This window comes from Paracoccus aerius (assembly GCF_014656455.1).
In the GTDB taxonomy this organism is placed as follows: domain Bacteria; phylum Pseudomonadota; class Alphaproteobacteria; order Rhodobacterales; family Rhodobacteraceae; genus Paracoccus; species Paracoccus aerius.
The window spans coordinates 49,536-72,781 of record NZ_BNCL01000013.1 but is presented as its reverse complement, the minus strand read 5'-3'; the positions used below and the strand labels follow the sequence as shown (position 1 = coordinate 72,781).

The window sequence follows — 23,246 nt, the reverse complement described above, 5'->3', positions numbered from 1 at the left end:
CTCAGCCCAGATCTATCCGCGCCCGGAAGGTCAGATCGACCCGCCGCGCAGCACCGTTTTCCACCCGACGCGCCCTTGCGCGTTGGAACCACAAACCCGTCAGCCGCCCCCGGCTCAGCGCCAGGGGGGCCTGGTCCAAGGCGTCGGCCACCGCCACGGCTGCGGCCTTGACCGCCGCAAAGCCCGCGCCCAGGTCCGCGCCCGACAGGACCGACACGACGAAATCGTGCTGCGACGCCGCCGCCGTCATGTCCCCGGCATCCCGCACATCCTCGGGACCAAGCGAGACAAAGACGCCCGAAGGCGCATCGACAGGCATCGCGTCGAAGATCGCATCGCCTACCAGGTCGCTCAGCGCCGCATCGGCACGCAGATGCTGATACACCGCCCCCTGCAGGGCGACGCTTGCTGCATAACTCATGCCTGGGCCTCCTCTCGGGCAAAGCAGGTCAGCCAATGGCCCGCCCCATCACGCTCGGCCACGGCTTCGATGACGAACAGGCGCTGTCCCATCCGCATCCTCTGGCCAGCCGCAGGACGCCGGGGATCACCGGCCCTCGCGCCCCGTACCGTGATCCGCCAGGACACCACGCTTTCCGGTGCGACCTGGGCCCCGCGTTCCTGGCCGGCGCCGGCCTTCATCTCGGCCCACAGGGTACCGATCCGCTGCCAGACGGTGCGATATCCGCCCATTCCGTCCCCCTGGCGAACCGAGCCTTCCAGTTCCAGCCGGACATTCAGGTTCGGCACGCTCATCGCCGTGCCTCGCGGCCGCCGCGCCCGGCCAGCGTCCGGACCTGACGCCAGCGCTCGATCAGCGCGCTGACCCCGAAGGGCATCCCGCCCTTCGTGCCGTCATGTCCGCGATCCTCGTAATAACGCGCGGCCAGCATCAGAACCGCCTGCGCCAGATCCGCCGGAACCTGCGACCAGCTATCGCCGAAGCCCGCGACAAAGGTCACGCTGACTGTCCCACGCCGGGGAACATGCGGCAGGATCACCCCGGTCGGCAGGATCATCGGCCGCTGCCCGTGCGGCAGAAGGCGCCAGTTCTCCTGCGGAACCTCAGTCACTGTGCCCATGCCGTCGTCGATCTCGACCTTCTCGACCTGCGTCACGGGCGCCAGGGGCAGCGTCTGGCCCAGCCGGTCGCGCCAGTCGTCCAGTTGCATCGTGAAGCGCCGCGTCAGCAGGACCTTTCCGGTCCGCGCCTCGATCGTCGCGATCGCGGCCCGCAGGAACCCTGCCAGGGCCATGTCTTCCGCCGTGTCGTCTGCAATCTCGAACCCTGTTCCAAGCCGCAGATGCTCGCGCAGCGCCGCGACAGGCAGCGCCTCGGCTGCCGGCGCCGTTTCCTCGATCAGCATCATCTCGCGAACCTCCCGTCCTGCTGTCCGCTTGTCATCCACCGGGACAAGGCCGCCCTTGGGCCTTGCCGTCGCATCAAGTCGGGAAAGACCGCGCCCGCGCGCCGGCCATAAGCGCGCGCGGACAGTTGCAAAGCCGGAATGGCCAGCGACCCGCGCGCGGTCTTTCCCTCACCTGGTCCCGCGATCCGGGATCAGGCGAACTGCAGCAGCTTGATGGCGCGGAAATCCGTCACGCCGCCGCCGACGCGCTTGGTCGCGTAGAACAGCACATGCGGCTTGGCGCTGAACGGGTCACGCAGGACGCGCAGGTCGGGACGTTCGACAATCGTATAGGCGGCGCGGAAGTCGCCAAAGGCGACGGCCTTGGCGTCCGTCCCGATGTCGGGCATGTCTTCGCTGATCAGGACAGGATAGCCCAGCAGCTGCGGGGTCTGCCCTGCGGCAAGCGCATCGGTCCACAGGAAGCGCCCGTCGGCATCCTTCATCTTGCGGATGGCGGCGGCGGTCTTCGAGTTCATGACGAAGCTGGCATTGACCCGATATTCGGCCCCCAGGGCATAGATCAGGTCGATCAGCGCATCCGCAGGGGCCCCCGTGTCGAACCCGCCCATCGTGCCGGTCTCGATCACGCCGATCTTGCCATCTCCTGCCGAGGCGTTGGGCGCGGTCGGATAGGCCATGATCCCCTTGGGCTTGGCCACGCCGTCGCCGGTGATGAAGGCCGCGGCTTCGGACCGGGCGAACTTGTCGGCGATACGCTCGGCCAGCCAGGCCTCGACATCGAATGCCGCGTCGTCCAGCAGACGCTGGCTGGCCTTGGGCATGGCCGAAAGCTCGTGCAGCGGGATCGAGATGCGCTCGATCTGGCCGGACGCCGTCTCGGGCGCACCGGTTTCGGTGGCCCAGCCTGCGGCGGTCTCGCCCTTCTCGACCAGCACCTCATAGCTGGCGGATTCGATCGTCACCACGTTTGCCAGCTTGCGCAGCGACGCGCCCGACCGCAGCACGTTCTGCACCGTTTCCGCAACCTGCGGCGCCGCCAGGAAGCCGCCGTCGCTGGCAACCGTCAGGCCCTTCTCCTCGATGACAAGGCCGCGCAGGCCGTCATCGTCGCCGCTGCGAAGATAGGCGTTGAACGCCTTCTGGTGGGGCACCTCGACCTCGGCGGTGGCGGACAGAGGGGTGCGGCCACGGATGGCGGTCTTGCGATCAAGCATGTTCATGCGCTCTTCCTGTGCAGTGAATTTCTTCTGAATGTCGTCACGAAAGCCTTTGAGTTCGCTGACGAACCCAAGAATGGCCCCCTTCAGGTCGGCAGCCGTGCCGCCACCCTCCGCGGCTTTCACCTCGGTCATGATCTTCTCCTCATCACGATGATCGGGGTCGCCGCCCGTTCTGGCCGCCCCTGCCTTCGGACCGCCTTGGCAGTCCAAACCCTGGGATGCGTGCCTGCACGCACCCGCCGATCTCAATTCCGCAAGGCTTCCGCTGCCGCCGTGAACAGCGCCGCCACCTCGCGTAGGTCGTCTGCCTCCTTGCAACCGACCTTGGCCTCGGGCAGCATCGGGAAGGTGACCAGGGACACCTCCCACAACTCGACCTCGGCCAGCACCCGGCGACCTTGCTTGTCACGTTCCGCGCGGATCGTGCGATAGCCGATCGACAACCCGTCGATGGCCCCCGCCTGGATCAGTGCCGCGGCTTCGCGGGCCTGGGCCACCTCGGGCAGAAGCCTGCCCTTGACCCACAGGCCCTTCTCGTCTTCGCGGATCTCGTCCCAGACGCCAATGGGCTTGGCGGGGTCGTGCTGCCATAACATCCGCACCTTGTCGCCCTTGGCCGCCAGCCGCGCCAGCGACGCCTGGAACGCCCCGGGCGCCACCGCGTCGCCGCCCTGATCGGTCAGGCCAAACAGGCTGGCATAGCCTTCGATCACCTGCCCGTCCGACAGCACGGGCGCACCGCCCGCGAATTTCACCTCAAGTCCCGGAACCATCCATCAGCCTCCTTTGGGCGCAAATTCCAGAATGCCCTGCACCGCCTGCGTCAGGATCACCGCGACGACGCCATAGACGGTCATCCACAGCCGCCGCTCCAGCCCCTCGATCAGCGCCTCGATCCGCTCCAGCCGCTTCTCCATGGTGCCGAACTGCAGCGCCATGATCCGCTCCTGGACCTCGAACCGCTGGTCATGCCAGCCAAAGCCGTCCTTGACGAAACGCGACCCTTCCATAGGGTCACGCCCCGGCCAGGGGCGGCAGGCCCAGAAGCGCCCGCTTTTCCGCATCCGTCAGGAACAGCGCCTCGCCGATCCGCTTCCATTGCTGGTCGCGTTCCTCGGCAAGCGCCGGGATGCGGTCGGGGTCGGGGCGCAGATCGACCTCGGCGCCCAGATGCTCGGACAGCCACCAGGCAACAGAAGCCGCGACCCGCGTGGCCAGCGGCAACACCGTCAACCGATAGAACGCCCGGTGCGCTTCGGCATAATTGGCATAGGTCGCGTCGCCGGGGATCCCCAGCAGCATCGGCGGCACGCCGAAGGCCAAGGCGATCTCTCGCGCCGCCGACAGCTTGGTCTCGTGAAACTCCATGTCGCTGGGGCTGAACCCCATCGGCTTCCAGTCGAGCCCGCCTTCCAGCAGCATCGGGCGGCCCGCGTTGCGCGCGCCCTGGTGGTTCATCTCGATTTCACCCACCAGCCGGTCGTATTGCTCGGGCGACAGGACGCCCTGCCCGTCCACGCCCTTGTAGACAATGGCCCCGGAAGGCCGCGCCGCGTTGTCCAGCAGCGCCTTGGACCAGGCCGACGCGCTGTTATGCACATCCAGCGCCACCGCCGCCGCCTGCATGGGCGACAGACCGTAATGGTCATCCTGAGGGTGGAAGGACTTGATGTGGCAGATCGGATCGGGACTTCCGGTCATGTCAAAGCGATGCTTGCGCCCTCCGACCGAATAGTCATAGGCCACGGGCCAACCATCCGCGCCGGGAACGATGCTCATCCGGTCCGACCGCAGGACGTGCAGTTCCTCGGGCAGACCTTGCGCCCCAAGTCCCGCAGCCTCGACATAGCCGTTGCCCGACAGCAGCATCTGCCCGAACAACGCCTCGAACAGCTCCGCCCGGCCCTGCCCCGGATTGGGTCGCCGCAGCAGATCCAGCACCGGATGCACGTCATAGCGCCGCTCGCGATCCTCGCAGACCAAAGGCACCGCCGCCGCCGCCTCGGCGATCAGCTTGACGCAGCGAAAGCCTACCGGATTGCCGACAAAGCCCCCGCGCGTCAGGCTGGCCGTGTCCCGCGACGACCAGACGGTCCTGCCGCCGCTGGCAAAGGCCACGACCCGGCCCGTCGCACTGGCCTTTCTTTCCGGCGCGGGGGCCTGCTTCTCCTCCCGCGAAAACAATCGAAACGCCATCATTTGCCTCCTTGCCAACGAAAAAGGGCCGCCAGACGGCGGCCCTTTCATCTTGGTCCAAATATCCCGCAGGGGTCTGGGGGCGCGAAGCCCCCAGCCTTGCCTCACAGCCGCCGCATCTGCGGCCGCCGCCAGCTTGCCCCCGGCTCGATCATCAATTCGTGGATCGCCCAGACCAACGCATCCAGCCGGTCAGGCGACCCGCGCCCCTCAAAGCCGCGCACCGTCATCTGGCACATCTGATCCTCCAGCGCGCCCAGCCCGCGCAGGTGCTTGACCCGCCCCTGCTCGTACAGCGCTGCCACAGGCTCGGCCCGCAGCCCCTTGCCCCGGCCCGCCCTCAAGGCACGGAACGGGACCAAGGGATCCACCTGCCGGATCACGCTTTCCACCAGGTCGCCGCCCTGGTTCACCTCGGCCACCAGTCGCTCGGCGCCGTGGCGGTCCATCGCGGCAATGGCGGCCCGCGCCCAATCCAGCGGCCCGCCCTTCACCGTGGCATCCTCCAGCACATAGGCGGTCCAGCTTCCCGGCTCGCCCTCGGCCACGACACCCGCGACCACGATCCCGCATTCGTCGCTGGCCTTGCCCGCCGTCACCGCCGGATCGACCGCCACGACCACGCGCGACAGCTTCGGCGCGCGTTCCATCCGGGCGCCTTCCAGCATCGCCGTGGTCCACAGCGCGCCCTCGACATCGTCCAGCAGCACCCCGTCCAGCTCCTGCCGCCCCAGCCGCGTCCCGCCATAGCGTGACGCCACCTCGGCCAGAAAGCTCTCCGCCAGATAGGCGCGGTTCGCATCCGTGGGCGCATGGGTCGTGACCGTCGAGGCGTTACCCAGGATCCGCTTCAGCACGCCCACATTTCGCGGGGTGGTGGTCACGACCTGCTGGGGATGCTCGCCGAGCCGCAGCGCGAATTGCAGCATGTCCCAGACATCCTCGGACTTCTTCCACTTGGCAAGCTCGTCCGCCCAGGCCGCGTCGAACTGCGGCCCGCGCAGCGCCTCGGGCTCATGCGCGGAATAAACCGTGGCGGTCGCGCCATTGGCCCAGACCAGCCGCCTGCGCCCGGCTTCCCAGACAGGCCGCCGGTCGGGGGGCGAACAGGCAAGGATCCCGCTTTCGCCGAACACCATCACCTCGCGCACCTGGTCAAAGGTTTCGCCCACCAGCGCCACGCGATGGCATTTCCCCGGTGCGGCGGCGGTCGGCCCCTCGACCATCCGCCGCACCCATTCGGACCCGGCGCGGGTCTTGCCCGCGCCGCGCCCGCCCATGATCACCCAGGTCTTCCAGTCACCCTCGGGGGGCAACTGGTGCGGCAGGGCCCAGAACTCGAACAGCCAGGGCAGCGCCATCAGTGCGTTCTCCGACAGCCCGCCCAGGAATGCGTCAACGTCCTCCGGCGCGGCGGAGGCAAGCCAGGCGGCGCCCGATCTCATCTCGTGCCTGGCCAAGGTCGAGGCTTCCGCCCCCGACCCCTCCGGCGATATCCTTGCGTAACTTGTCAACCCTGTTCCTTTCCGCCATCAGAAGGCCGACCGCCTCGCGGACGACCTTCGCGGTTTGCATGGCTTCCTTCAGCTCGGCCGGGTCCACGGCCCCGCTCTGCCGGGCCTCCAATGCGGCCTCGTGACGCTTGAGATCCTTGACATAGGACCAGAACAACCCTTCAGCGACGGCGATGGCCTCATGTGGATCCATCGCTGCCTCCGCACTCGCAACCGGCTTCACGCCCCCCCGCGGCAGGGCTTCCCCGGCCGCGAACGGTCCTTCGGGATCAGCGATCCCGCGCCATTCCATATCGTTCATGCAAACTGTCCCGCCTCGTGTCCTGTCCGCACGAGCCGAAAACTGAAAAAGCGGCCCTAGAGGTCGCCCCCCGGCCGCTTGCCCACTTTTCCCAGCATGTAAATGTTCTACTTCAGGGCGTTCGGTAAGTCAATCGCTAAACCCAAGGGCGCACGCAACAGGGACGTTTAACGATCCCGAACAAAGGGTTGACCGATGCAACACCCCCTGCAACACCTCGACATCAGGCCCCGTCGTCTGGCCCAACGAAGGGGCGGGATCGATGCAACAGGATTCGCCTCTCAGGCGTCGCGGCTGCCTTTTCCCTTGCTCTTGCCCCGGGCTTCCGTGGCGGCGGCGATGGCATTGGCGGCCTCGTCCTGCATCTTCTGGGCAAAGCCCACCATCTGCGCGGCATAGGCCTCGGCCCATTCCGGCAGGTTGCCCGATTTCATCGCAGCGGCGCGCATCTCCTCGCCCTTTTCGCGCATCTTCTGGAACTGGTCTTCCCAAGCGGATTGCATCGCCTGCCACTGGTTGCGGACATTCTCGCCCGCTTCCTCGAAGTAGCCGCGCATCTGCCGGTTCATCTCGTCCTGGCGCTGCATGGCCGTTTCCTGCCACTTGCGGGCGCTGTTCATCATCTCGTCATTGCGCGAGGTCATTTCGTCCTGCCATTCCGCCACGCGCTTTTCATAGGTGCGGGCATTCTCCGCCAGGGTCGAGAACATGTCGGACAGTTTCATGGCACAATCTCCTGAAAGGCGACGGCCGGCGCGGGATCACGCCATGGAAAAAGCCCGCCCCTTGCGATCAGCCTGCGCAAGGGGACGGGCTTTGTCAAACCCTTTGAACGGCTTGCGACTCAGCCGTCGCCCTGGACCGGGCTGGTCACGTCGCCGCCCTGCTGGCGCTCGATCTCGCGCCAGCGGGCCACGGCCGCATTATGCTCGGCCAGGGTCCGAGAGAAGGTGTGCCCGCCCGTCCCGTCCGCCACGAAGAACAGGTAATCGGTCGTGTCCGGGTTCAGCGCCGCCCTGATCGCGGCCCGGCCCGGATTGGCAATCGGCGTGGGCGGCAGCCCGTCGACGCGATAGGTGTTATAGGGCGTCGTCGCGGCCAGTTCCGACCGCCGCAGCCCCCGGTCCAGCACCCCTTCGCCATTGGTGATGCCATAGATCACCGTCGGGTCGGTTTCCAGCCGCATCCCCTGTTCCAGCCGGTTGACGAAGACGCTGGCGACCTGCGGACGCTCATCCGCCACGCCCGTCTCCTTCTCGACGATCGAGGCCATGATCAGCGCCTCCTCGGGCGTCTCATAGGGCAGGCCGAAGGGCCGCGCCTCCCATTCGGCGGCAAGGATCGCGGATTGCCGCTGCGCCATCTCGGCCAGCAGCGCGCTGCGGCTGGCGCCCTTCTCGACCTCATAGGTGTCGGGGGCCAGGCTGCCCTCGGCGGGCACTTCCTCGACCTCACCGGTCATGAAGGTCGCGGCCTTAAGCGCCTCGACCACCTGCCAGCTTGTCACCCCCTCGGCCATCGCGACGCGCAGCCGCGCACCGGGCTTGTCGACAGCGGCGATGATTGCCTCGGGGGCGGTTTCGGTGGCGGGGTTGAAGCGCGCCATCTCCTCGAAGGCGCCGGTATCGGGGTTCATGTCGCGCAGCAGCACGGTGTTTTCCCGCACGCCCACGCGCACGATCACCTCGGTCCCGCAGGTGGAAGGCCCGCCCGCCGTGATGACGCCGACGATCTCCTCCATGCTGGCGCCCGGCGGCACCAGATAGCTGCCGAACTTCAGGTCGCGCGCTTTGTCCATGTAATCGGCGCCTGCGCGGAAGACATAGGAATTGCTGATCGCCCCCTGCTCGGCCAGCTGCTGGCTGACGGCGTTCAGGCTAGCGCCCGGCGTCACCTGCACGCATTGCGCCACCGCACTTGGCCCCGGCCCGGTGAACTGGTGCTTGCCCCAGGCCACCGCGGCCGCCGCCGCGATCAAAAGCACGATCAGCAGCGTCAGGAAGTTCGAGGCGATGTTGCGCCAGATCATTCCTTGACCGCCCGCAGCACAAGGCTGGCATTGGTGCCGCCAAAGCCGAAGCTGTTGGACAAGGCCACATCCACCTTGCGCCGAACGGCTGCATTGGCCGCCAGGTCAAGCCTCGGCTGGACCGCCGGATTGTCCAGGTTGATGGTTGGCGGGCAGATGCCGTCGCGGATCGCCAGCACGCAGAAGATCGCCTCGACCGCGCCGGCGGCTCCCAGCAGATGCCCGATGCTGGATTTCGTCGATGACATCACCGCATTCGGCGCGTGATCGCCCAGCAGGCGTTCGACCGCGCCCAGTTCGATCGTGTCGGCCATCGTGCTGGTGCCGTGCGCGTTGATATAGTCGATGTCCGACGCCTCAAGCCCGGCATTCTTCAGCGCGTTCCGCATCGCCCGGAAGCCGCCGTCGCCATCCTCGCTGGGCGCCGTGATGTGATACGCGTCGCCCGACAGGCCATATCCCAGCACTTCGGCATAGATCTTCGCACCCCGCGCCTTTGCGTGCTCGTATTCCTCCAGCACCAGGCAACCCGCGCCCTCGCCCATGACAAAGCCGTCGCGGTCGATGTCGTAAGGGCGGCTGGCCGATTGCGGGTCGTTGTCGCGCTTGGTGGACAGGGCCTTGCAGGCGTTGAAGCCCGCGATCCCGATCTCGCTGATGGGGCTTTCCGCGCCGCCCGCGACCATCACGTCCGCATCACCCAGCATGATCAGCCGCGCCGCATCGCCGATCGCATGCGCGCCCGTGGAACAGGCCGTCACCACCGCATGGTTCGGCCCCTTGTAGCCAAAGCGGATGGACACCTGCCCGGACACCAGGTTGATCAGCGCGCCGGGAATGAAGAAGGGCGACACCCGCTTCGGCCCGCGTTCCTTGATCAGCACCGCCGTTTCCGCGATCGAGGTCAGCCCGCCGATCCCCGACCCGATCATGACGCCGGTCCGTTCGCGATCCTCCTCGGTCTGCGGCTCCCAGCCGGAATCCTTCACCGCCTGCTCGGCTGCGGCCATGCCATACAGGATGAAGTCATCGACCTTGCGCCGATCCTTCGGCTCCATCCAGTCATCGGGGTTGAACGTTCCGTCGCTGCCGTCGCCGAAGGGGATCTCGCAGGCATATTTCGTCACGACATCCTTTGGATCGAACCGCGTGATCCGCCCGGCGCCGGACTGCCCGGCCAGCAAACGCTCCCACGTCGCCTCGACACCGCAGGCCAGCGGCGTGACCATGCCCATTCCGGTGACTACAACCCTGCGCATCCGCAATGTCCTTCAAGCTGCAAATTCGTTGCGGCCCTGATACACGCGCCAGCAGATCCGCGCAACGCCGGGGCTTTCACACCGGCGCCATTCATCCTGGGCCACATATCCCACAGGGGGTCCGGGGGACGTGAAGTCCCCCGGCCGCCGCGGGACGCAAAGCCTCAGATCAGCCCCTCGGCCCGGAAATCCGCCCGCAGGTCACGCTCGGGGCGCGGGCCGACATGGCCGATCACCTCGGCCGCCGCGATGCAGCCCATCCGGCCCGCCACCGCCAGCGGCGCCCCAACGGCAAGGCCATACAACAGCCCCGCCGCGAACTGGTCCCCCGCGCCCGTCGCGTCGACGGGCACAAGGCGGTGGACGGGCGCCGTCACACGTTCCCCGTTGCGGCTAAGGATCGCATCCTCGCCCGACCGCGTGCAGATCACCGTGCCGCAGTCGGCCTGGGCCAGCCGCAAGGCCTCCTCCAGATCCGTGACCTGATAAAGCGAAGTCCATTCGTGGACGTTCCCGATCACGTAATCCATCGGCCCTGCCACAAGCCGCCGGAAATCCTCGCGGTGACGGTCCACGCAGAACGGGTCCGACAATGCGATACCCGCCTGCCCGCCCGCCTCGTGGCAGGATTTCGCGGCCTTCAGGAAAGCCTCTTTCCCCTTGGGCTTGTCGAACAGGTATCCTTCCAGGAACAGCCAGCCCGCACCCTGGAAAACCGACGGGTTCACGTCCTCCGGCCCAAGTTCGGCCGAGATCCCCAGATAGGTGTTCATCGACCGCTCGCCGTCGGGCGTCACCAGGATGATGCTGCGGGACGTCGGCAACTGGTCCCCCACGACCGGCGGATTGACGAAGACCGTCCCCGCCGCCTCGGTCTGCTCGGCATAGGACAGGCCCAGCGCGTCATTCGCCACCCGCCCGATGAAGGCCGTGCGCAGCCCAAGCATCCCGATGCCCGCCAGCGTGTTCGCGACCGACCCGCCCGGCACCAGCTTCGACTGCGCGCGCCCCGGCCCGTGATCGTCCGCCTGCGCGGCCATCAGGTATTCCGACCGCTCGCGCTCGATCAGCTGCATGATCCCCTTCTGCACGCCAAGCGCCGCCAGCCGGTCCTCGGCCACCGGCGAGATCACGTCCATCACCGCATTTCCGATGCCGATCACATAGGGGGTGGTCATGCGGTCTTCTCCTCGTATGGGCACAGGTCGTAGATGGGGCAGACCGCGCAGCGCGGGCGGCGGGCCTGGCAGATGTATCGGCCGTGCAGGATCAGCCAGTGATGGGCGTTGTCCTGGAACCGGGCGGGCACGTTGTCCTCGATGGCGCGCTCGACCTCGTCCACGTCGCGGCCGGGCGCGATGCGGGTGCGGTTGCCGACGCGGAAGATATGGGTATCGACCGCCTGCGCCGGATGGCCGAAGGCGCTGTTCAGCACCACATTCGCGGTCTTGCGACCCACGCCTGGCAGTCGCATCAGGGCCGCGCGGCTGTCGGGCACCTCGCCGCCGAATTCCTCGACCAGGATGCGCGACAGGGCGATGACGTTCTTGGCCTTCTGGCGGAACAACCCGATGGTCTTGATATGCTCGGTCACGCCCTCAAGGCCCAGATCCAGCATCTTCTCCGGCGTGTCGGCGATGGCGAACAGCCCGCGCGTGGCCTTGTTCACCCCCACATCGGTCGCCTGCGCCGACAGGGCGACGGCCACGACCAGCGTGAAGGGATTGGAAAACTCCAGCTCGGTCACCGGCTGCGGATTGGCGCTTGCCAGGCGCGAGAAGATCGCGACCTGCTGGGCAAAGGGCAAGGGCTGGGCAAGACGGCGGGGCTGGACCATGACGCCCCGCTTTTGACTGCGCCCGCCCGCCAATGCAAGCCCGCTGCAATGCAAGGCGATTGTCCCGCCGGTCCAGCAGCTTCCACGCAGCCGTGACTTTCCTTTCCGGCGGAACTGGGCCAGCTTCGGCGCGTTGAGCGGCAACCGAGAATCTGCCGCGATATCAATGTCGCAAGACCAGGAAAGGGAAACCCATGAACCTTCGCGTCACCACCATTCTTGCCGTGTCGGGCCTTGTCGCCCTCGGCGCCTGCGCGCCCACCGACGGCACCGGCATGGGTTCCGGCATGAGCCGCACCCAGCAGGGCGCGCTTGCAGGCGCTGCCGTGGGCGCCGTCTTGGGCGCGACGCGCGACAGCGACAGCAACAACGAAGGCCGGGACGCCGCACGCGGCGCGATCCTGGGCGCGGCGGCGGGCGCCGTCGCGGGCAATATCCTGGACCGCCAGGCCCAGGCGCTGCAGCAGTCGCTGTCTAACCCGAACATCCAGGTCATCAACCGCGGCTCCTACCTGCAGGTCGTGATGCCCGAGGGGATCCTCTTCGCCACCGGCTCGGCTGCCGTCTCGGGCGCCGCGCAGAACGACCTTTACGCGGTCGCGCGCAACCTGAACCAGTATCCGAACAGCCGGGTCGAGGTCGTGGGCCATACCGACAACACTGGCAGCGCCGCATTGAACATGGACCTGTCGCAGCGCCGCGCGCAGTCGGTCGCGGGCATCCTGTCTGCCGCCGGCGTCTCGTCCTCGCGCTTGGTCGCGACGGGCGCGGGCTTCAACCAGCCGGTTGCCTCGAACGACACCGCCGCCGGCCGCGCGCAGAACCGCCGGGTCGAGATCCTGATCCGCCCGACCAACTGAACCGCCCGACGCCAAGGAAAAACCCCCGCCGCTTCACGCGACGGGGGCTTTTCTATCACTGTCCGATGATGTGGCCGCGTCCTTGAAGACGCGCCCTTGTCAGTTCAACCGGCGCGCCACTTCGTCGATGGCTTCGTCGATCCCGGCGGAACGCTGACCCGCACCCACCTGCTGCGCCAGCAGCGCGGATGCCGCGGCGACGGCCGCCTGCACCGCGCGGTCGCGGACGGCCCGCACCGCGTCGTTTTCGGCACTGGCGATCTGGTCCTCGGCGGCCTTCAGGCGACGCTCGATCGACGACTTCAGGTCGGCCTTGGATTTTGCCGCTTGGGCTTCGGCCTCGCGCTTGGCATTGGCGACGATCTGGTCAGCCTGGGTCGCCACGTCGCGCTGACGGCGTTCATAGCTGGCATAGATCTCCTGCGCTTCCTCGCGCAGGCGCTTGGCCTCGTCCAGGTCGCGGCGGATGCCCGCGGCCCGCTGGTCCAGCAGGGCGCCGATCTTGGCCGGAACCTTGAAGTAGACCAGGACGCCGACAAAGACCAGGAACGCGATCAGAACGATGAAGTTCGTGTTCCGAAGCGAAAAGAACGACCCCGTGGCGGCGGCGGCAGGACCGGCAGCCAGGGCGGCGGCCGCAGCAATGACGGCAAGACGTTTCATTGCAAGGCCCCTTTCATGCGGCTGTCCACGGCCTGATCGACCGCAGCCTGATCGACGGTCCCGCCAAAGCTGCGGACCAGTTCGGCCGTGACGTCGCGGGCGACCTCACGGGCGTTGGCGTCGGCTGAATCGCGGATCTCGCGGATGCGCTTTTCCGATTCGGCGGTGCGCGCCGCGATCTCGGCATCGGCATGGGCGATGGCCGCGTCCAGTTCCTTCTGGATCTCGGCGCGGTTCGCCGCGACGATCTTGCTCGCCTCGGACCGGGCATCCGCCAGGGCCTTGTCATAGGCAGCCTCGGCCTCCTTGGCCTTCAGCTTGAATTCCTCGGCGGCCATCAGGTCGCCCGTCATCGCGCCCTGGCGGTCCGACAGGACCGAGCCGATGCGCGGAAGGGCGATCTTGGCCACGACCCAATACAGCACCAGCAAGGTGATGATGAGCCAGAAAATCTGGTTCGCGAAAGTCGTGACGTCCAGCTGGGGCAGGCCCGTCGCCGTCTCGACCTCGCCATGCGCGACGGAACTTGCCACGCTTTCGGTATGTTCGTCGGCCGCGATGGTGACGGCCTCTTGCAACAGGCTGATCATGTCCTACCCCTTGGCCTTGTCAGGTCACGAAGGGATGGGGCCGAAGCCCCACCCCGCCGCAAGGATGAAAGGGATCAGACTGCGAACATCAGCAGAAGCGCGACCAGGAACGAGAAGATCCCCAGGGCTTCGGCAAAAGCCATGCCGATGAACAGCGTGGCGGTCTGGCCGGCGGCGGCCGACGGGTTGCGCAGGGCGCCCGACAGGAAGTTGCCGGCGACGTTGCCCACACCAAGGGCGGCGAAGCCCATGCCGAATGCGGTCAGGCCGACGCCGATGTACTGGCCCAGTTCTCCGATATTGCCTTCCATGATGATGCTCCTTGCGGTTGGAAGTTTGGAATTCGGGTTGAAAGACGGCGGCGCATGAACACGCGCCGCCCCAGGCTGCGCGCCGCCTAGTGCGACGGGTGCAGCGCATCCTTGAGATAGACGCAGGTCAGGATGGTGAACACATAGGCCTGCACGAAGGCGACCAGCACCTCGAAGGCGTACATGCCGACCACGGCGACGACGGCGACGGGCGCGACCGCCGCGATGGCCGCGAAACCGGCGAAGACCTTGATGACCGCGTGACCGGCGATCATGTTGCCGGCCAGTCGGATGGACAGGCTCAGCGGGCGCACGAAATAGCTGATGACCTCGATCACGGCCAGGATCGGACGGACGGCCAAGGGGGCCGAGCGGATCCAGAACAGGTCAAGGAAATGCACGCCGTTCTTGACAAAGCCGATCACGGTGACGCCGATGATGACGGCCGCGGCCAGAACGCCCGTCACCGCGATATGCGAGGTCACGGTGAAGGCCAGAGGCAGCAGGCCCAGCAGGTTTGCAAAGACGATGAACATGAACAGCGTCATGACATAGGGGAAGTACTTCAGCCCGTCCTTGCCCGCGATGTCGGCGATCATCTTGTGGACCATGCCATAGGCCAGTTCCGCGACGGACTGGCCGCGCGTCGGCACGATCGCCCGGCCGCGCGATCCCATCACCAGCAGCGCCAGGGTGGCGGCGACGATCAGGAACATCCACAGGGTGACGTTGGTGGGGGTGTACCAGTGGACCTCTCCGTCGCCGAACAGCGGGCGGACGATGAACTGGTCCATCGGGTGGAAAGACAGGCCGGTTGCTTCGCCATGCGCTTCGGTCGCCACGATCAGTCCCTCTTGTCGCTCTCTGGCGGCGTGCCAGAGCTTCGGTTAAGCTCGCCCGCGGTGCGCATCATCGTCTTGATGCCGGCCGCCAGGCCAAAGAAGATGAACAGGACCATCAGGACCGGCGTCGTGCCGAACAGATAGTCCAGTCCGTATCCGATCCCGAAACCCAGCCCCAGGCCGGACACGAGCTCGATCACCATGCGCCAGGCAAGGTTTGCCTGTTCATACTTGCCCATTGGTCCGGGACCATCGGGCCTGGGGGTCTTCTCCGCCAGCCGCCGCTCCAGGTCGCGCAAACGGGCGGCATCCGCCTCTCTGTTCGCGTCGCTCCGGGGCTCCTCGGCCATGTTTCACGCCCCCGTCATCGGTTGGCGGCTGTCTAGGGTGGTTCACCCCCCAAGTCAAGCAACTGTCCCGCCCTCCCAAACGACTGAAAAACCTTCCTAATCTGATTTCCCCGTTTTCGGGTTGCGGGTTGTGTTCGCAGTTCCGACGCGACATTATTCAACCGCACAGTTGACCATTGCGGCCCCTTCCCCAGCCTGGATACCCGATGAACGCCCCCTTGCCCGACCGGCTGGACCTGATCTTCGCGGCCCTGGCCGACCCGACGCGGCGCCGGGTCCTGTCGATGCTGCTCGAGGACGACATGGCCGTCAGCGACGTCGCCGCGCCCTTCGACATGAGCCTTGCCGCCGTCTCCAAGCATCTGTCGGTGCTTGCGGCGGCGGGCCTGATCCGGCAGGAACGGCGCGGCCGGATCACCTGGTGCAAGCTGGATCCGGACGGGATGCGCGCGGCCTCGGTCTGGATGCAGGGCTTCGGGCAGTTCGACCCGATCGACCTCGACGACTTCGAACGCTTCCTGGAAGCCGAGATGCAGGACTGGACCAAGGAATGACCACCGTGCCGGATACCCCGCGCCCCGACATCCTGTGCATCGGCGCGATGCTGTGGGACGTGATCGGCCGTGCGCCCCGCCGCATGGCGCCGGGCGCCGACGTGCCCGGCCGCATCCGCCACATTCCCGGCGGCGTGGCGCTGAACGTCGCGGTGGCCCTGGCCCGCTGGGGCCTGCGCCCTGCCGTCCTGTCCGCCGTCGGCCGCGACCCCGAGGGCGAGGCCCTGGTGGCCCAGGCCCGCCGGCTGGGCGTGCTGACCGACCAACTGGCCCGCGACACCGGCCTGCCCACCGACACCTATATGGGGATCGAGGACAGCGAGGGGCTGATCGCCGCCATCGCCGATGTCCACAGCCTGGAGGACGCCGGCACCGCGATCCTCGACCCGCTGGACGGCGCGCTGTCCGGTTGGACCGCGCCGGTCGTGCTGGACGGGAACCTGACCGAGGATCTGCTGGCCTTCGTCGCCCGCGACCCCCGCCTGGCCGCCGCCGACCTGCGCGTCGTCCCCGCCAGCCCCGGCAAGGCCGAGCGGCTGGAGCCCCTGATCGCCGCCCGGCGCGGCTGCTTCTACCTGAACCGCCTCGAGGCCGAGATCCTGGCCGGCCGCGCCTGCCCCGACGCCGCGACCGCCGCGCAGGCCGTGGTCGCGCGCGGCGCGGCCCGCGTGCTGGTGACCGATGGTCCCCATGCCGTGGCCGAGGCGATGGCGGGGGCACCCACCCTGACGGTCACGCCCCCCGCCGTGACCGTGGCCCGCGTCACCGGCGCGGGCGACTGCTTTCTTGCGGCGCATCTTGCCGCCGAACTGAACCACCTGCCGCGCGACGCGGCCCTGCGGCAGGCGGTGGACGCCGCCGCCGCGCATGTTTCTGGAAAGGACGTCCCATGACACCGGCCATGACCGCCCCCCTCACCTTCTCGCCCGAAGTCGAAGCCGCTCTTGCGGCGGGCCGCCCCGTGGTCGCGCTTGAATCGACGATCATCACCCACGGGATGCCTTATCCGCAGAACCTGGAGATGGCCCGGCAGGTGGAACAGGTGATCCGCGACAACGGCGCGGTGCCTGCCACGATTGCCGTGATGGGCGGTCAGATCCATGTGGGCCTGACGGACCAGGCGCTTGAAATCCTGGCGCAGACGCCGTCCGACGAAGCCATGAAGCTGTCGCGCGCGGACCTGGCCGTCTGCCTGGCCAACGGCCGCACCGGCGCCACCACCGTCGCCGCCACCATGATCTGCGCGCATCTGGCGGGCATCCGGGTCTTTGCCACCGGCGGCATCGGCGGCGTGCATCGCGGCGCGGAAAGCAGCTTCGACATCTCGGCCGACCTGCAGGAACTGGCGCAGACCCCGGTGACGGTCGTGGCCGCCGGGGCCAAGGCGATCCTTGACCTGCCCAAGACCTGGGAGGTGCTTGAAACCCTGGGCGTGCCCGTCATCGCCTACGGCCAGGACGAACTGCCCGCCTTCTGGTCACGGTCCAGCGGCATCAAGGCGCCCCTGCGCATGGACAGCGCAGACCAGATCGCCGCCGCTGCCGCCATGCGCGCGCGTCTTGGCCTAAAGGGCGGCCAGCTTGTCGCCAACCCGATCCCGCCCGAGGCCGAGATCGCCCACGAGGAAATCACCCCCGTGATCGAGCAGGCCCTGGCCGAGTCCGAGGCCCGGCAGATCGCCGCCAAGCAGGTCACGCCCTTCCTTTTGCAGCGCATCTTCGAGATCACCGAAGGGCGCTCGCTGGCATCCAACATCGAACTGGTGCTGAACAACGCCCGCCTGGCGGCGCAGATCGCGATTGCGATGACCCGTTGACCACCCCGCCCGTCCTGCCGTAAGGCTTGCGGCGTGCGCGGCTGGCGGAATTGGTAGACGCAGTTGGTTTAGGTCCAACCGCTTCGGCGTGGGGGTTCGAGTCCCTCGCCGCGCACCAGAATGGCATCGGACCACGAGACGTTCGCGCTGCGGCCTGTTCCGCAGCCTCAGCGGCAGTCCAGAGTCACCTCGACCGGGTTGGGCACCAGATCCAGCATCGCGCCGCTGTCCGCATCGACGCCCGCACCGATGATCCCGCCGACGAAGACGTTTCCGGCCATGGCCGCACTTCCGCCGGGCGCGACCTTGTTGGTCACGCGGATCTGCTGATGCTTGCAGCCCTGCTTGGTGATCAAGACGTTAAGTTCGGACTTGCGAGGCACCTTGAAGGTACAGGGCGTGTTGTTGCATGTCTGCCCGTCGCTCATCTTCACCTGGGCACCGGAAGGTGTGGAATTCACCACCAGTGTGTCGTTTGATCCACGGCTAATCGTCGCGCATCCTGCGACCGACAAGATGGCGCAGGCTAGGAAAGTCGGCTTGAACATCACGTCCCTCATTATGAAAGTGATCGTTCAGTCGCATGAAGGCTGTAAGCGCTCAAGCACGACATAATTATGTTTCTAAAGGATAATTTTACCTTGCTTTAACTTCCGTCTACAATGGTGGCGTCTGGCGGGAACACCTGCCCACCTTGACTTTTGACCGCCCGGTCAGCAAACTCCGCTCGTACCTATCTTATTCATGACAGGCAGCAGGAGGGGTCTTATGAACATCGACCTTTCGCGCCGCGGCTTCCTACGGCTTGCGGGTGCGGGGGTTGCGGCAACGTCGCTTGGGGCCATGGGCTTCGGCGGGGCCGAGGCGGCGGAACAGGCGCATGTGCGCGCCTTCAAGCTGGCCACGACCACGGAAACACGCAACACCTGCCCCTATTGCTCGGTCGCCTGCGGGATCATCATGTATTCCAAGGGCGATGTGAAAGCCGGCGAGACCGCCGAGCTTCTGCATATCGAGGGCGACGCGGACCATCCGACCAACCGCGGAACGCTGTGCCCCAAGGGCGCCGCGCTGAAGGACTTCGTCCATGCGCCCACCCGCCTGACCAAGCCGCGCTATCGCGCAGCCGGTGCCAGCGACTTCCAGGACATCACCTGGGAAGAGGCGCTGGACAAGATCGCCCGCGCGATGAAGGACGACCGCGACGCCAACTTCATCCAGGCGAACGAGGCCGGCGTGCCGGTCAACCGCTGGACGACGACCGGCTTCCTGGCGGCATCGGCAACCACAAACGAAACCGCATGGCTGACCTACAAGACGGTCCGGTCCATGGGGATCGTCGGATTCGATAACCAGGCGCGCGTCTGACACGGCCCCACGGTGTCCAGTTTGGGCCCGACATTTGGCCGTGGAGCGATGACCAACTCCTGGACCGACATCAAGAATACCGACCTTGTCATCGTCATGGGCGGCAATGCCGCCGAAGCGCATCCCTGCGGCTTCAAATGGGTGACCGAGGCCAAGCACCATCGCGGCGCCAAGCTGATCGTGGTCGATCCGCGTTATACCCGCACGGCCTCCGTGTCGGATTATTATGCGCCGATCCGTCCGGGCAGCGACATCGTGTTCCTGATGGGCATGATCCGCTGGATGATCGAGAACGACAAGGTGCAGTGGGATTACGTCCGCAACTACACCAACGCCTCTTTCCTGGTGAAGGACGAGTTCGGCTGGTCCGACGGGCTTTTCACCGGCTATGACGAGGAAAAGCGCGACTATGACAAGTCGTCCTGGGACTACAAGATGGGCGAGGACGGCTTTGTCCAGACCGACCCCACGCTGCAGGACCCGCGCTGCGTCTGGAACCTGCTGAAAGCCCATGTGGACGCCTACACGCCCGAGATGGTGGAACGCGTCTGCGGCACGCCCAAGGACAAGTTCCTCCACATCGCCGAGATGATCGGCGAATGCTCGTCGCCGACCAAGACCATGACCTCGATGTATGCGCTTGGCTGGACGCAGCATTCCAAGGGCGCGCAGAACATCCGCGGCATGGCGATGCTGCAGCTGATCCTGGGCAATATCGGCGTCCGGGGCGGCGGCATGAACGCGTTGCGCGGCCATTCCAACATCCAGGGCCTGACCGATATCGGCCTGATGTCGAACCTGATCCCGGGATACCTGAACATCCCGACGGAAAAGGAAGCGGACTGGGCGACCTACATGTCCACCCGCGGCTTCAAGCCGATCGTGCCGAACCAGGTCAGCTATTGGCAGAACTATCCCAAGTTCATGGTCAGCTTCATGAAGGCCATGTGGGGTGATGCCGCGACGGCCGAAAACGACTGGGCCTATCACTATCTGCCGAAGCTCGACGTGCCCGCCTATGACGGGATGCGCATGTTCGAGCTGATGAACCACGGCAAGGTGAACCTGTATTTCTGCCAGGGCTTCAACCCGATCCTGTCCTTCCCGAACCGCGGCAAGATGACCGAGGCGTTTTCCAAGCTGAAGATGCTGGTGGTCATGGACCCGCTGACGACGGAAACCTCGCATTTCTGGCAGAACCACGGTATCCACAACGACGTGGACAGCGCGTCCATCCAGACCGAGGTGCTGGAACTGCCCACCACCTGCTTCGCCGAGGACGAAGGCGCCCTGGTGAACTCGGGTCGGTGGCTGCAATGGCACTGGCCGGGGGCGACCCCGCCGGGCGAGGCCAAGCATGACACCTGGATCATGGCGCAGATCTTCCTGCGCGTGAAAAAGCTCTATCAGGACGAAGGCGGGGTCTTCCCCGACCCGATCCTGAACCTGACCTGGGATTATCGCGACCCCAACGATCCCAAGGCAGACGAGCTTGCGCGCGAGATGAACGGCCGCGCCCTTGCGACCGTCTATGATGCCGCCGATCCCACCAAGGTCATGGCCGAGGCCGGGCAGCAACTGTCCAGCTTCGGGCATTACCGCGACGACGGATCGACCATGGGCGGCTGCTGGATCTATGCCGGAAGCTGGACCGAGGCCGGGAACATGATGGCGCGGCGGGACAACACCGATCCCGACGACACCGGCATGTTCCTGAACTGGGCCTTCGCATGGCCGGCGAACCGCCGGATCCTGTATAACGCCGCCTCCTGCGACCCGCAGGGCAAGCCGTGGGATCCGTCGCGCAAGATCATCGAATGGACCGGCGAGAAATGGGAAGGCTATGACGTGCCCGACATGCCGGTCACGGCCAGGCCGGGCGAGGTCCGCCCCTTCATCATGAACCCGGAAGGCGCCTCGCGCCTGTTCAGCCGGGGCATGATGCGGGACGGTCCCTTTCCCACCCATATGGAGCCGTTCGAGGCGCCCATCGCCAACGTGTTCAACCCGCGCATGCGGGGCAACCCGGTGGCGCGGGTCTTCGAAAGCACCGCCGACCAGTTCGCCGCCATCGGGGACCCCGAGTTCCCGTTCGTGGCGACATCCTATCGCCTGACCGAGCATTTCCACTATTGGACCAAGCACAACCCGGTGAACGCCGCGTTGCAGCCCGAGTTCTTCGTGGAGATCAGCGAGGAACTGGCGGCCGAGCGCGGCATCGCGCGCGGTGGGCGCGTCCGCGTCTGGTCCAAGCGGGGCGAGGTGTGGGCCAAGGCAGTGGTGACCAAGCGGCTGCGGCCGATGCAGATCGACGGCAAGACCGTCCATGTGATCGGCATTCCGTTGCACTGGGGCTTCGTCGGGGCCGCCAGGAAGGGCTTCGGGCCGAACAGCCTGACGTCCCAGGTGGGCGACGCCAACGTGGAAACGCCTGAATTCAAGGCCTTCATGGTCAATATTGAACCTTCGGCAGAGGAGCCGGTGGCATGAGCGAAACCGCGCCCCAACCCAAGACCGCGGCCTCAAACCCCCCGGTCCAGCCCATTGCGTCGAACCTGCTGCCGTCCGACGTGGTCCGAATCTCGGCCACGAAGGATGTGCCGCAGCCCACGCGGCAACTGGAAAAGGTCGCCAAGCTGATCGACGTCAGCAAGTGCATTGGCTGCAAGGCCTGCCAGTCCGCCTGCATCGAGTGGAACGACACCAAGCCCGAGGTCGAGACCAACGTGGGGGTTTACGAAAACCCCCACGACCTGACGCCGAACATGTTCACCCTGATGCGTTTCACGGAATGGGTGAACCCGGAAACCGACAACCTGGAATGGCTGATCCGCAAGGACGGCTGCATGCATTGCGAGGATCCGGGCTGCCTCAAGGCCTGCCCGGCGCCTGGCGCCATCGTGCAGTATTCCAACGGCATCGTCGATTTCATCCACGAGAACTGCATCGGTTGCGGCTATTGCGTGACCGGCTGCCCCTTCGACATCCCGCGCATCAGCAAGGTCGATCACAAGAGCTATAAATGCACCTTGTGTTCCGACCGCGTGGCCGTGGGCCAGGGCCCGGCCTGCGCCAAGGCCTGCCCGACGCAGGCGATCGTCTTCGGCACCAAGGAGGACATGATCGCCCATGCCAACGAACGGGTCGAGGATCTGAAGTCGCGCGGCTATGAAAACGCCGGGATCTATGATCCGGCGGGGGTCGGCGGCACGCATGTCTTCTATGTGCTGCATCACGCGGACAAGCCATCTATCTATGACAAGCTGCCGGAGAACCCGCGCATCTCGCCCGTGGTCGAAGGCTGGAAGGGCGTGACCAAGACTGCCGGGCTTGCCGTCATGGGCGTGGCCGCCGTCGGCGCCGCGATCCACGGCATCTTCGCCCGCGCCAACAAGGTCGACGAGCACGAGGAGAAGGAAGCCGAGAAGCTGGTCGTTTCCGGCGGTTCGGATGACAGGGGGTCTGTCTGATGCCGCGCCCCCTTTATTCCGAACCGGGCGACCGGATCGAATCGACCCGCCCGGTGACGGTCAGCCGTTACCGGGGGTTCATCCGCGCAAACCACTGGATCACGGCCCTGTCCCTGATCCTGCTGCTGGTCTCGGGCTTGGCCTTCTTCCACCCCTCGCTGTATTTCCTGACCGGGTTGTTCGGCGGCGGGCAGACGGCACGGTGGCTGCATCCGATCATCGGCGTAGTGTTGTTCGTCAGCTTCATGGTCATGTTCATCCAGCTGTGGCGGCTGAACCTGCCCACGCCGGATGACAGGAAATGGCTTAACCAGATCGGCGACGTGGTGAAGGGCAACGAAGAGAACCTGCCCGAGCTTGGCAAATACAATGCCGGGCAGAAGTTCATCTTCTGGGGCATGACGCTGCTGATCGTGGTGCTGATCGTGTCCGGGATCATGATCTGGGAACAGTTCTTCGGCGAGCTTGTCTCGATCCCCACCCGCCGCTGGGCCGTGCTGACTCATGCGCTTGCGGCGGTGGCGATCATCCTGGTCTTCATCCTGCACGTCTATGCAGCCTTCTGGACGCGCGGCACGCTGCGGGCGATGACGCGGGGGACCGTGACCGGTGGCTGGGCCTATCGCCACCACCGCAAGTGGCTGCGCGAGTTGGCTGGACGCCGCCAGAACGGCCCGGCAGAATAACGCAAAG

Annotated in this window: 28 protein-coding genes and 1 tRNA gene; 9 read left to right on the top strand and 20 right to left on the bottom strand. The window is 66.4% G+C overall.

The annotated features are described in order from the left end of the window. Position 1 precedes the first annotated feature (1 nt). The 14 genes from IE224_RS14760 to nth form a co-directional block, all read right to left on the bottom strand. A complete protein-coding gene (locus tag IE224_RS14760; RefSeq protein ID WP_167621748.1) occupies positions 2-421 on the bottom strand; it encodes a DUF3168 domain-containing protein in 420 nt (139 codons plus the stop codon). Next, positions 418-756 carry a head-tail adaptor protein gene (locus IE224_RS14755; protein WP_191311413.1) on the bottom strand — a complete coding sequence of 113 codons (339 nt, stop codon included), beginning with the start codon at positions 754-756 and terminating at the stop codon, positions 418-420. Before IE224_RS14755 ends, IE224_RS14760 begins: the two co-directional genes overlap by 4 nt. Next, positions 753-1,370 (bottom strand): head-tail connector protein, encoded by a 618-nt coding sequence (locus IE224_RS14750; protein WP_191311411.1) that lies wholly within the window; start codon positions 1,368-1,370, stop codon positions 753-755. Before IE224_RS14750 ends, IE224_RS14755 begins: the two co-directional genes overlap by 4 nt. A 191-nt stretch (positions 1,371-1,561) precedes the next feature. Continuing rightward, positions 1,562-2,725: a phage major capsid protein gene (locus tag IE224_RS14745; protein WP_191311409.1), complete on the bottom strand. Its 1,164-nt coding sequence runs from the start codon at positions 2,723-2,725 to the stop codon at positions 1,562-1,564. 113 nt (positions 2,726-2,838) lie between these two features. Further along, a complete protein-coding gene (locus IE224_RS14740; RefSeq protein WP_191311407.1) occupies positions 2,839-3,366 on the bottom strand; it encodes an HK97 family phage prohead protease in 528 nt (175 codons plus the stop codon). A gap of 3 nt (positions 3,367-3,369) precedes the next feature. After that, positions 3,370-3,603, bottom strand: coding sequence for a GTA head formation protein, RCAP_rcc01685 family (locus IE224_RS14735; RefSeq protein ID WP_167621743.1), 234 nt, complete (start codon positions 3,601-3,603; stop codon positions 3,370-3,372). Positions 3,604-3,607: 4 nt separating this feature from the next. Beyond that, positions 3,608-4,789: a phage portal protein gene (locus IE224_RS14730; RefSeq protein WP_191311479.1), complete on the bottom strand. Its 1,182-nt coding sequence runs from the start codon at positions 4,787-4,789 to the stop codon at positions 3,608-3,610. Positions 4,790-4,893: 104 nt separating this feature from the next. Further along, positions 4,894-6,234 (bottom strand): DNA-packaging protein, encoded by a 1,341-nt coding sequence (locus IE224_RS14725; RefSeq protein WP_191311405.1) that lies wholly within the window; start codon positions 6,232-6,234, stop codon positions 4,894-4,896. Continuing rightward, entirely contained in the window at positions 6,185-6,604 is a 420-nt protein-coding gene (locus IE224_RS14720; protein ID WP_191311403.1) for a permease, read from the bottom strand. Before IE224_RS14720 ends, IE224_RS14725 begins: the two co-directional genes overlap by 50 nt. 281 nt (positions 6,605-6,885) lie before the next feature. After that, the gene (locus IE224_RS14715; protein ID WP_167621740.1) at positions 6,886-7,329 is read right to left on the bottom strand and encodes a hypothetical protein; all 444 of its coding nucleotides are present in this window, start codon (positions 7,327-7,329) and stop codon (positions 6,886-6,888) included. Between the two features lie 119 nt (positions 7,330-7,448). Continuing rightward, a complete protein-coding gene (gene mltG, locus IE224_RS14710; protein ID WP_167621739.1) occupies positions 7,449-8,633 on the bottom strand; it encodes an endolytic transglycosylase MltG in 1,185 nt (394 codons plus the stop codon). After that, positions 8,630-9,892 carry a beta-ketoacyl-ACP synthase II gene (gene fabF / locus IE224_RS14705; RefSeq protein WP_191311401.1) on the bottom strand — a complete coding sequence of 421 codons (1,263 nt, stop codon included), beginning with the start codon at positions 9,890-9,892 and terminating at the stop codon, positions 8,630-8,632. Before fabF ends, mltG begins: the two co-directional genes overlap by 4 nt. 164 nt (positions 9,893-10,056) lie before the next feature. Continuing rightward, complete coding sequence (locus tag IE224_RS14700) at positions 10,057-11,070, bottom strand: adenosine kinase (protein ID WP_191311399.1); 1,014 nt, start codon at positions 11,068-11,070, stop codon at positions 10,057-10,059. Further along, the gene (nth, locus tag IE224_RS14695; protein ID WP_191311397.1) at positions 11,067-11,729 is read right to left on the bottom strand and encodes an endonuclease III; all 663 of its coding nucleotides are present in this window, start codon (positions 11,727-11,729) and stop codon (positions 11,067-11,069) included. The genes IE224_RS14700 and nth overlap by 4 nt, the downstream gene beginning before the upstream one ends. A gap of 194 nt (positions 11,730-11,923) precedes the next feature. Between nth and IE224_RS14690 the strand changes: the two genes are divergently transcribed. Then, the gene (locus tag IE224_RS14690; protein ID WP_167621735.1) at positions 11,924-12,589 is read left to right on the top strand and encodes a YiaD family glycine zipper/OmpA-like lipoprotein; all 666 of its coding nucleotides are present in this window, start codon (positions 11,924-11,926) and stop codon (positions 12,587-12,589) included. A 99-nt stretch (positions 12,590-12,688) separates the two neighbouring features. On the opposite strand, the gene IE224_RS14685 is transcribed toward IE224_RS14690, so the two are convergent. From IE224_RS14685 to IE224_RS14665, 5 genes are all read right to left on the bottom strand, one after another. After that, the gene (locus IE224_RS14685; RefSeq protein WP_167621734.1) at positions 12,689-13,252 is read right to left on the bottom strand and encodes a F0F1 ATP synthase subunit B; all 564 of its coding nucleotides are present in this window, start codon (positions 13,250-13,252) and stop codon (positions 12,689-12,691) included. Then, complete coding sequence (locus tag IE224_RS14680) at positions 13,249-13,842, bottom strand: F0F1 ATP synthase subunit B' (RefSeq protein ID WP_191311395.1); 594 nt, start codon at positions 13,840-13,842, stop codon at positions 13,249-13,251. Before IE224_RS14680 ends, IE224_RS14685 begins: the two co-directional genes overlap by 4 nt. 74 nt (positions 13,843-13,916) lie before the next feature. Beyond that, on the bottom strand, positions 13,917-14,153 hold the full coding sequence (locus IE224_RS14675; RefSeq protein WP_167621732.1) for a F0F1 ATP synthase subunit C: 237 nt from the start codon (positions 14,151-14,153) through the stop codon (positions 13,917-13,919). An 86-nt stretch (positions 14,154-14,239) separates the two neighbouring features. Beyond that, a complete protein-coding gene (locus IE224_RS14670) occupies positions 14,240-14,995 on the bottom strand; it encodes a F0F1 ATP synthase subunit A (protein WP_167621731.1) in 756 nt (251 codons plus the stop codon). A 2-nt stretch (positions 14,996-14,997) separates the two neighbouring features. Beyond that, positions 14,998-15,345: an AtpZ/AtpI family protein gene (locus IE224_RS14665; RefSeq protein ID WP_167621730.1), complete on the bottom strand. Its 348-nt coding sequence runs from the start codon at positions 15,343-15,345 to the stop codon at positions 14,998-15,000. Between the two features lie 206 nt (positions 15,346-15,551). Between IE224_RS14665 and IE224_RS14660 the strand changes: the two genes are divergently transcribed. The 4 genes from IE224_RS14660 to IE224_RS14645 all read left to right on the top strand — a co-directional run bounded on the left by IE224_RS14660 (position 15,552) and on the right by IE224_RS14645 (position 17,833). Further along, positions 15,552-15,899 (top strand): ArsR/SmtB family transcription factor, encoded by a 348-nt coding sequence (locus tag IE224_RS14660; RefSeq protein ID WP_229849397.1) that lies wholly within the window; start codon positions 15,552-15,554, stop codon positions 15,897-15,899. Further along, positions 15,896-16,792 (top strand): PfkB family carbohydrate kinase, encoded by an 897-nt coding sequence (locus IE224_RS14655; protein WP_191311393.1) that lies wholly within the window; start codon positions 15,896-15,898, stop codon positions 16,790-16,792. Before IE224_RS14660 ends, IE224_RS14655 begins: the two co-directional genes overlap by 4 nt. Before the next feature lie 8 nt (positions 16,793-16,800). Then, a complete protein-coding gene (locus IE224_RS14650) occupies positions 16,801-17,715 on the top strand; it encodes a pseudouridine-5'-phosphate glycosidase (RefSeq protein ID WP_191311477.1) in 915 nt (304 codons plus the stop codon). 35 nt (positions 17,716-17,750) lie between these two features. Continuing rightward, positions 17,751-17,833: transfer RNA gene (locus IE224_RS14645), tRNA-Leu, on the top strand. A 49-nt stretch (positions 17,834-17,882) separates the two neighbouring features. Here IE224_RS14645 and IE224_RS14640 read toward each other — a convergent pair. After that, positions 17,883-18,263, bottom strand: a complete 381-nt coding sequence (locus IE224_RS14640) for a translation initiation factor 2 (RefSeq protein WP_191311475.1) — start codon at positions 18,261-18,263, stop codon at positions 17,883-17,885. Positions 18,264-18,483: 220 nt separating this feature from the next. On the opposite strand from IE224_RS14640, the gene IE224_RS21545 reads away from it, so the two are divergent. The 4 genes from IE224_RS21545 to IE224_RS14625 are packed head-to-tail and all read left to right on the top strand — an operon-like array spanning position 18,484 to position 23,239. Beyond that, a complete protein-coding gene (locus IE224_RS21545; protein WP_202380189.1) occupies positions 18,484-19,083 on the top strand; it encodes a twin-arginine translocation signal domain-containing protein in 600 nt (199 codons plus the stop codon). A gap of 12 nt (positions 19,084-19,095) precedes the next feature. Further along, a complete protein-coding gene (gene fdnG / locus IE224_RS14635) occupies positions 19,096-21,573 on the top strand; it encodes a formate dehydrogenase-N subunit alpha (RefSeq protein WP_202380190.1) in 2,478 nt (825 codons plus the stop codon). Then, positions 21,570-22,553: a formate dehydrogenase subunit beta gene (fdxH, locus tag IE224_RS14630; protein WP_191311390.1), complete on the top strand. Its 984-nt coding sequence runs from the start codon at positions 21,570-21,572 to the stop codon at positions 22,551-22,553. The genes fdnG and fdxH overlap by 4 nt, the downstream gene beginning before the upstream one ends. Further along, on the top strand, positions 22,553-23,239 hold the full coding sequence (locus tag IE224_RS14625; protein ID WP_167621725.1) for a formate dehydrogenase subunit gamma: 687 nt from the start codon (positions 22,553-22,555) through the stop codon (positions 23,237-23,239). Before fdxH ends, IE224_RS14625 begins: the two co-directional genes overlap by 1 nt. Positions 23,240-23,246: the final 7 nt, after the last annotated feature.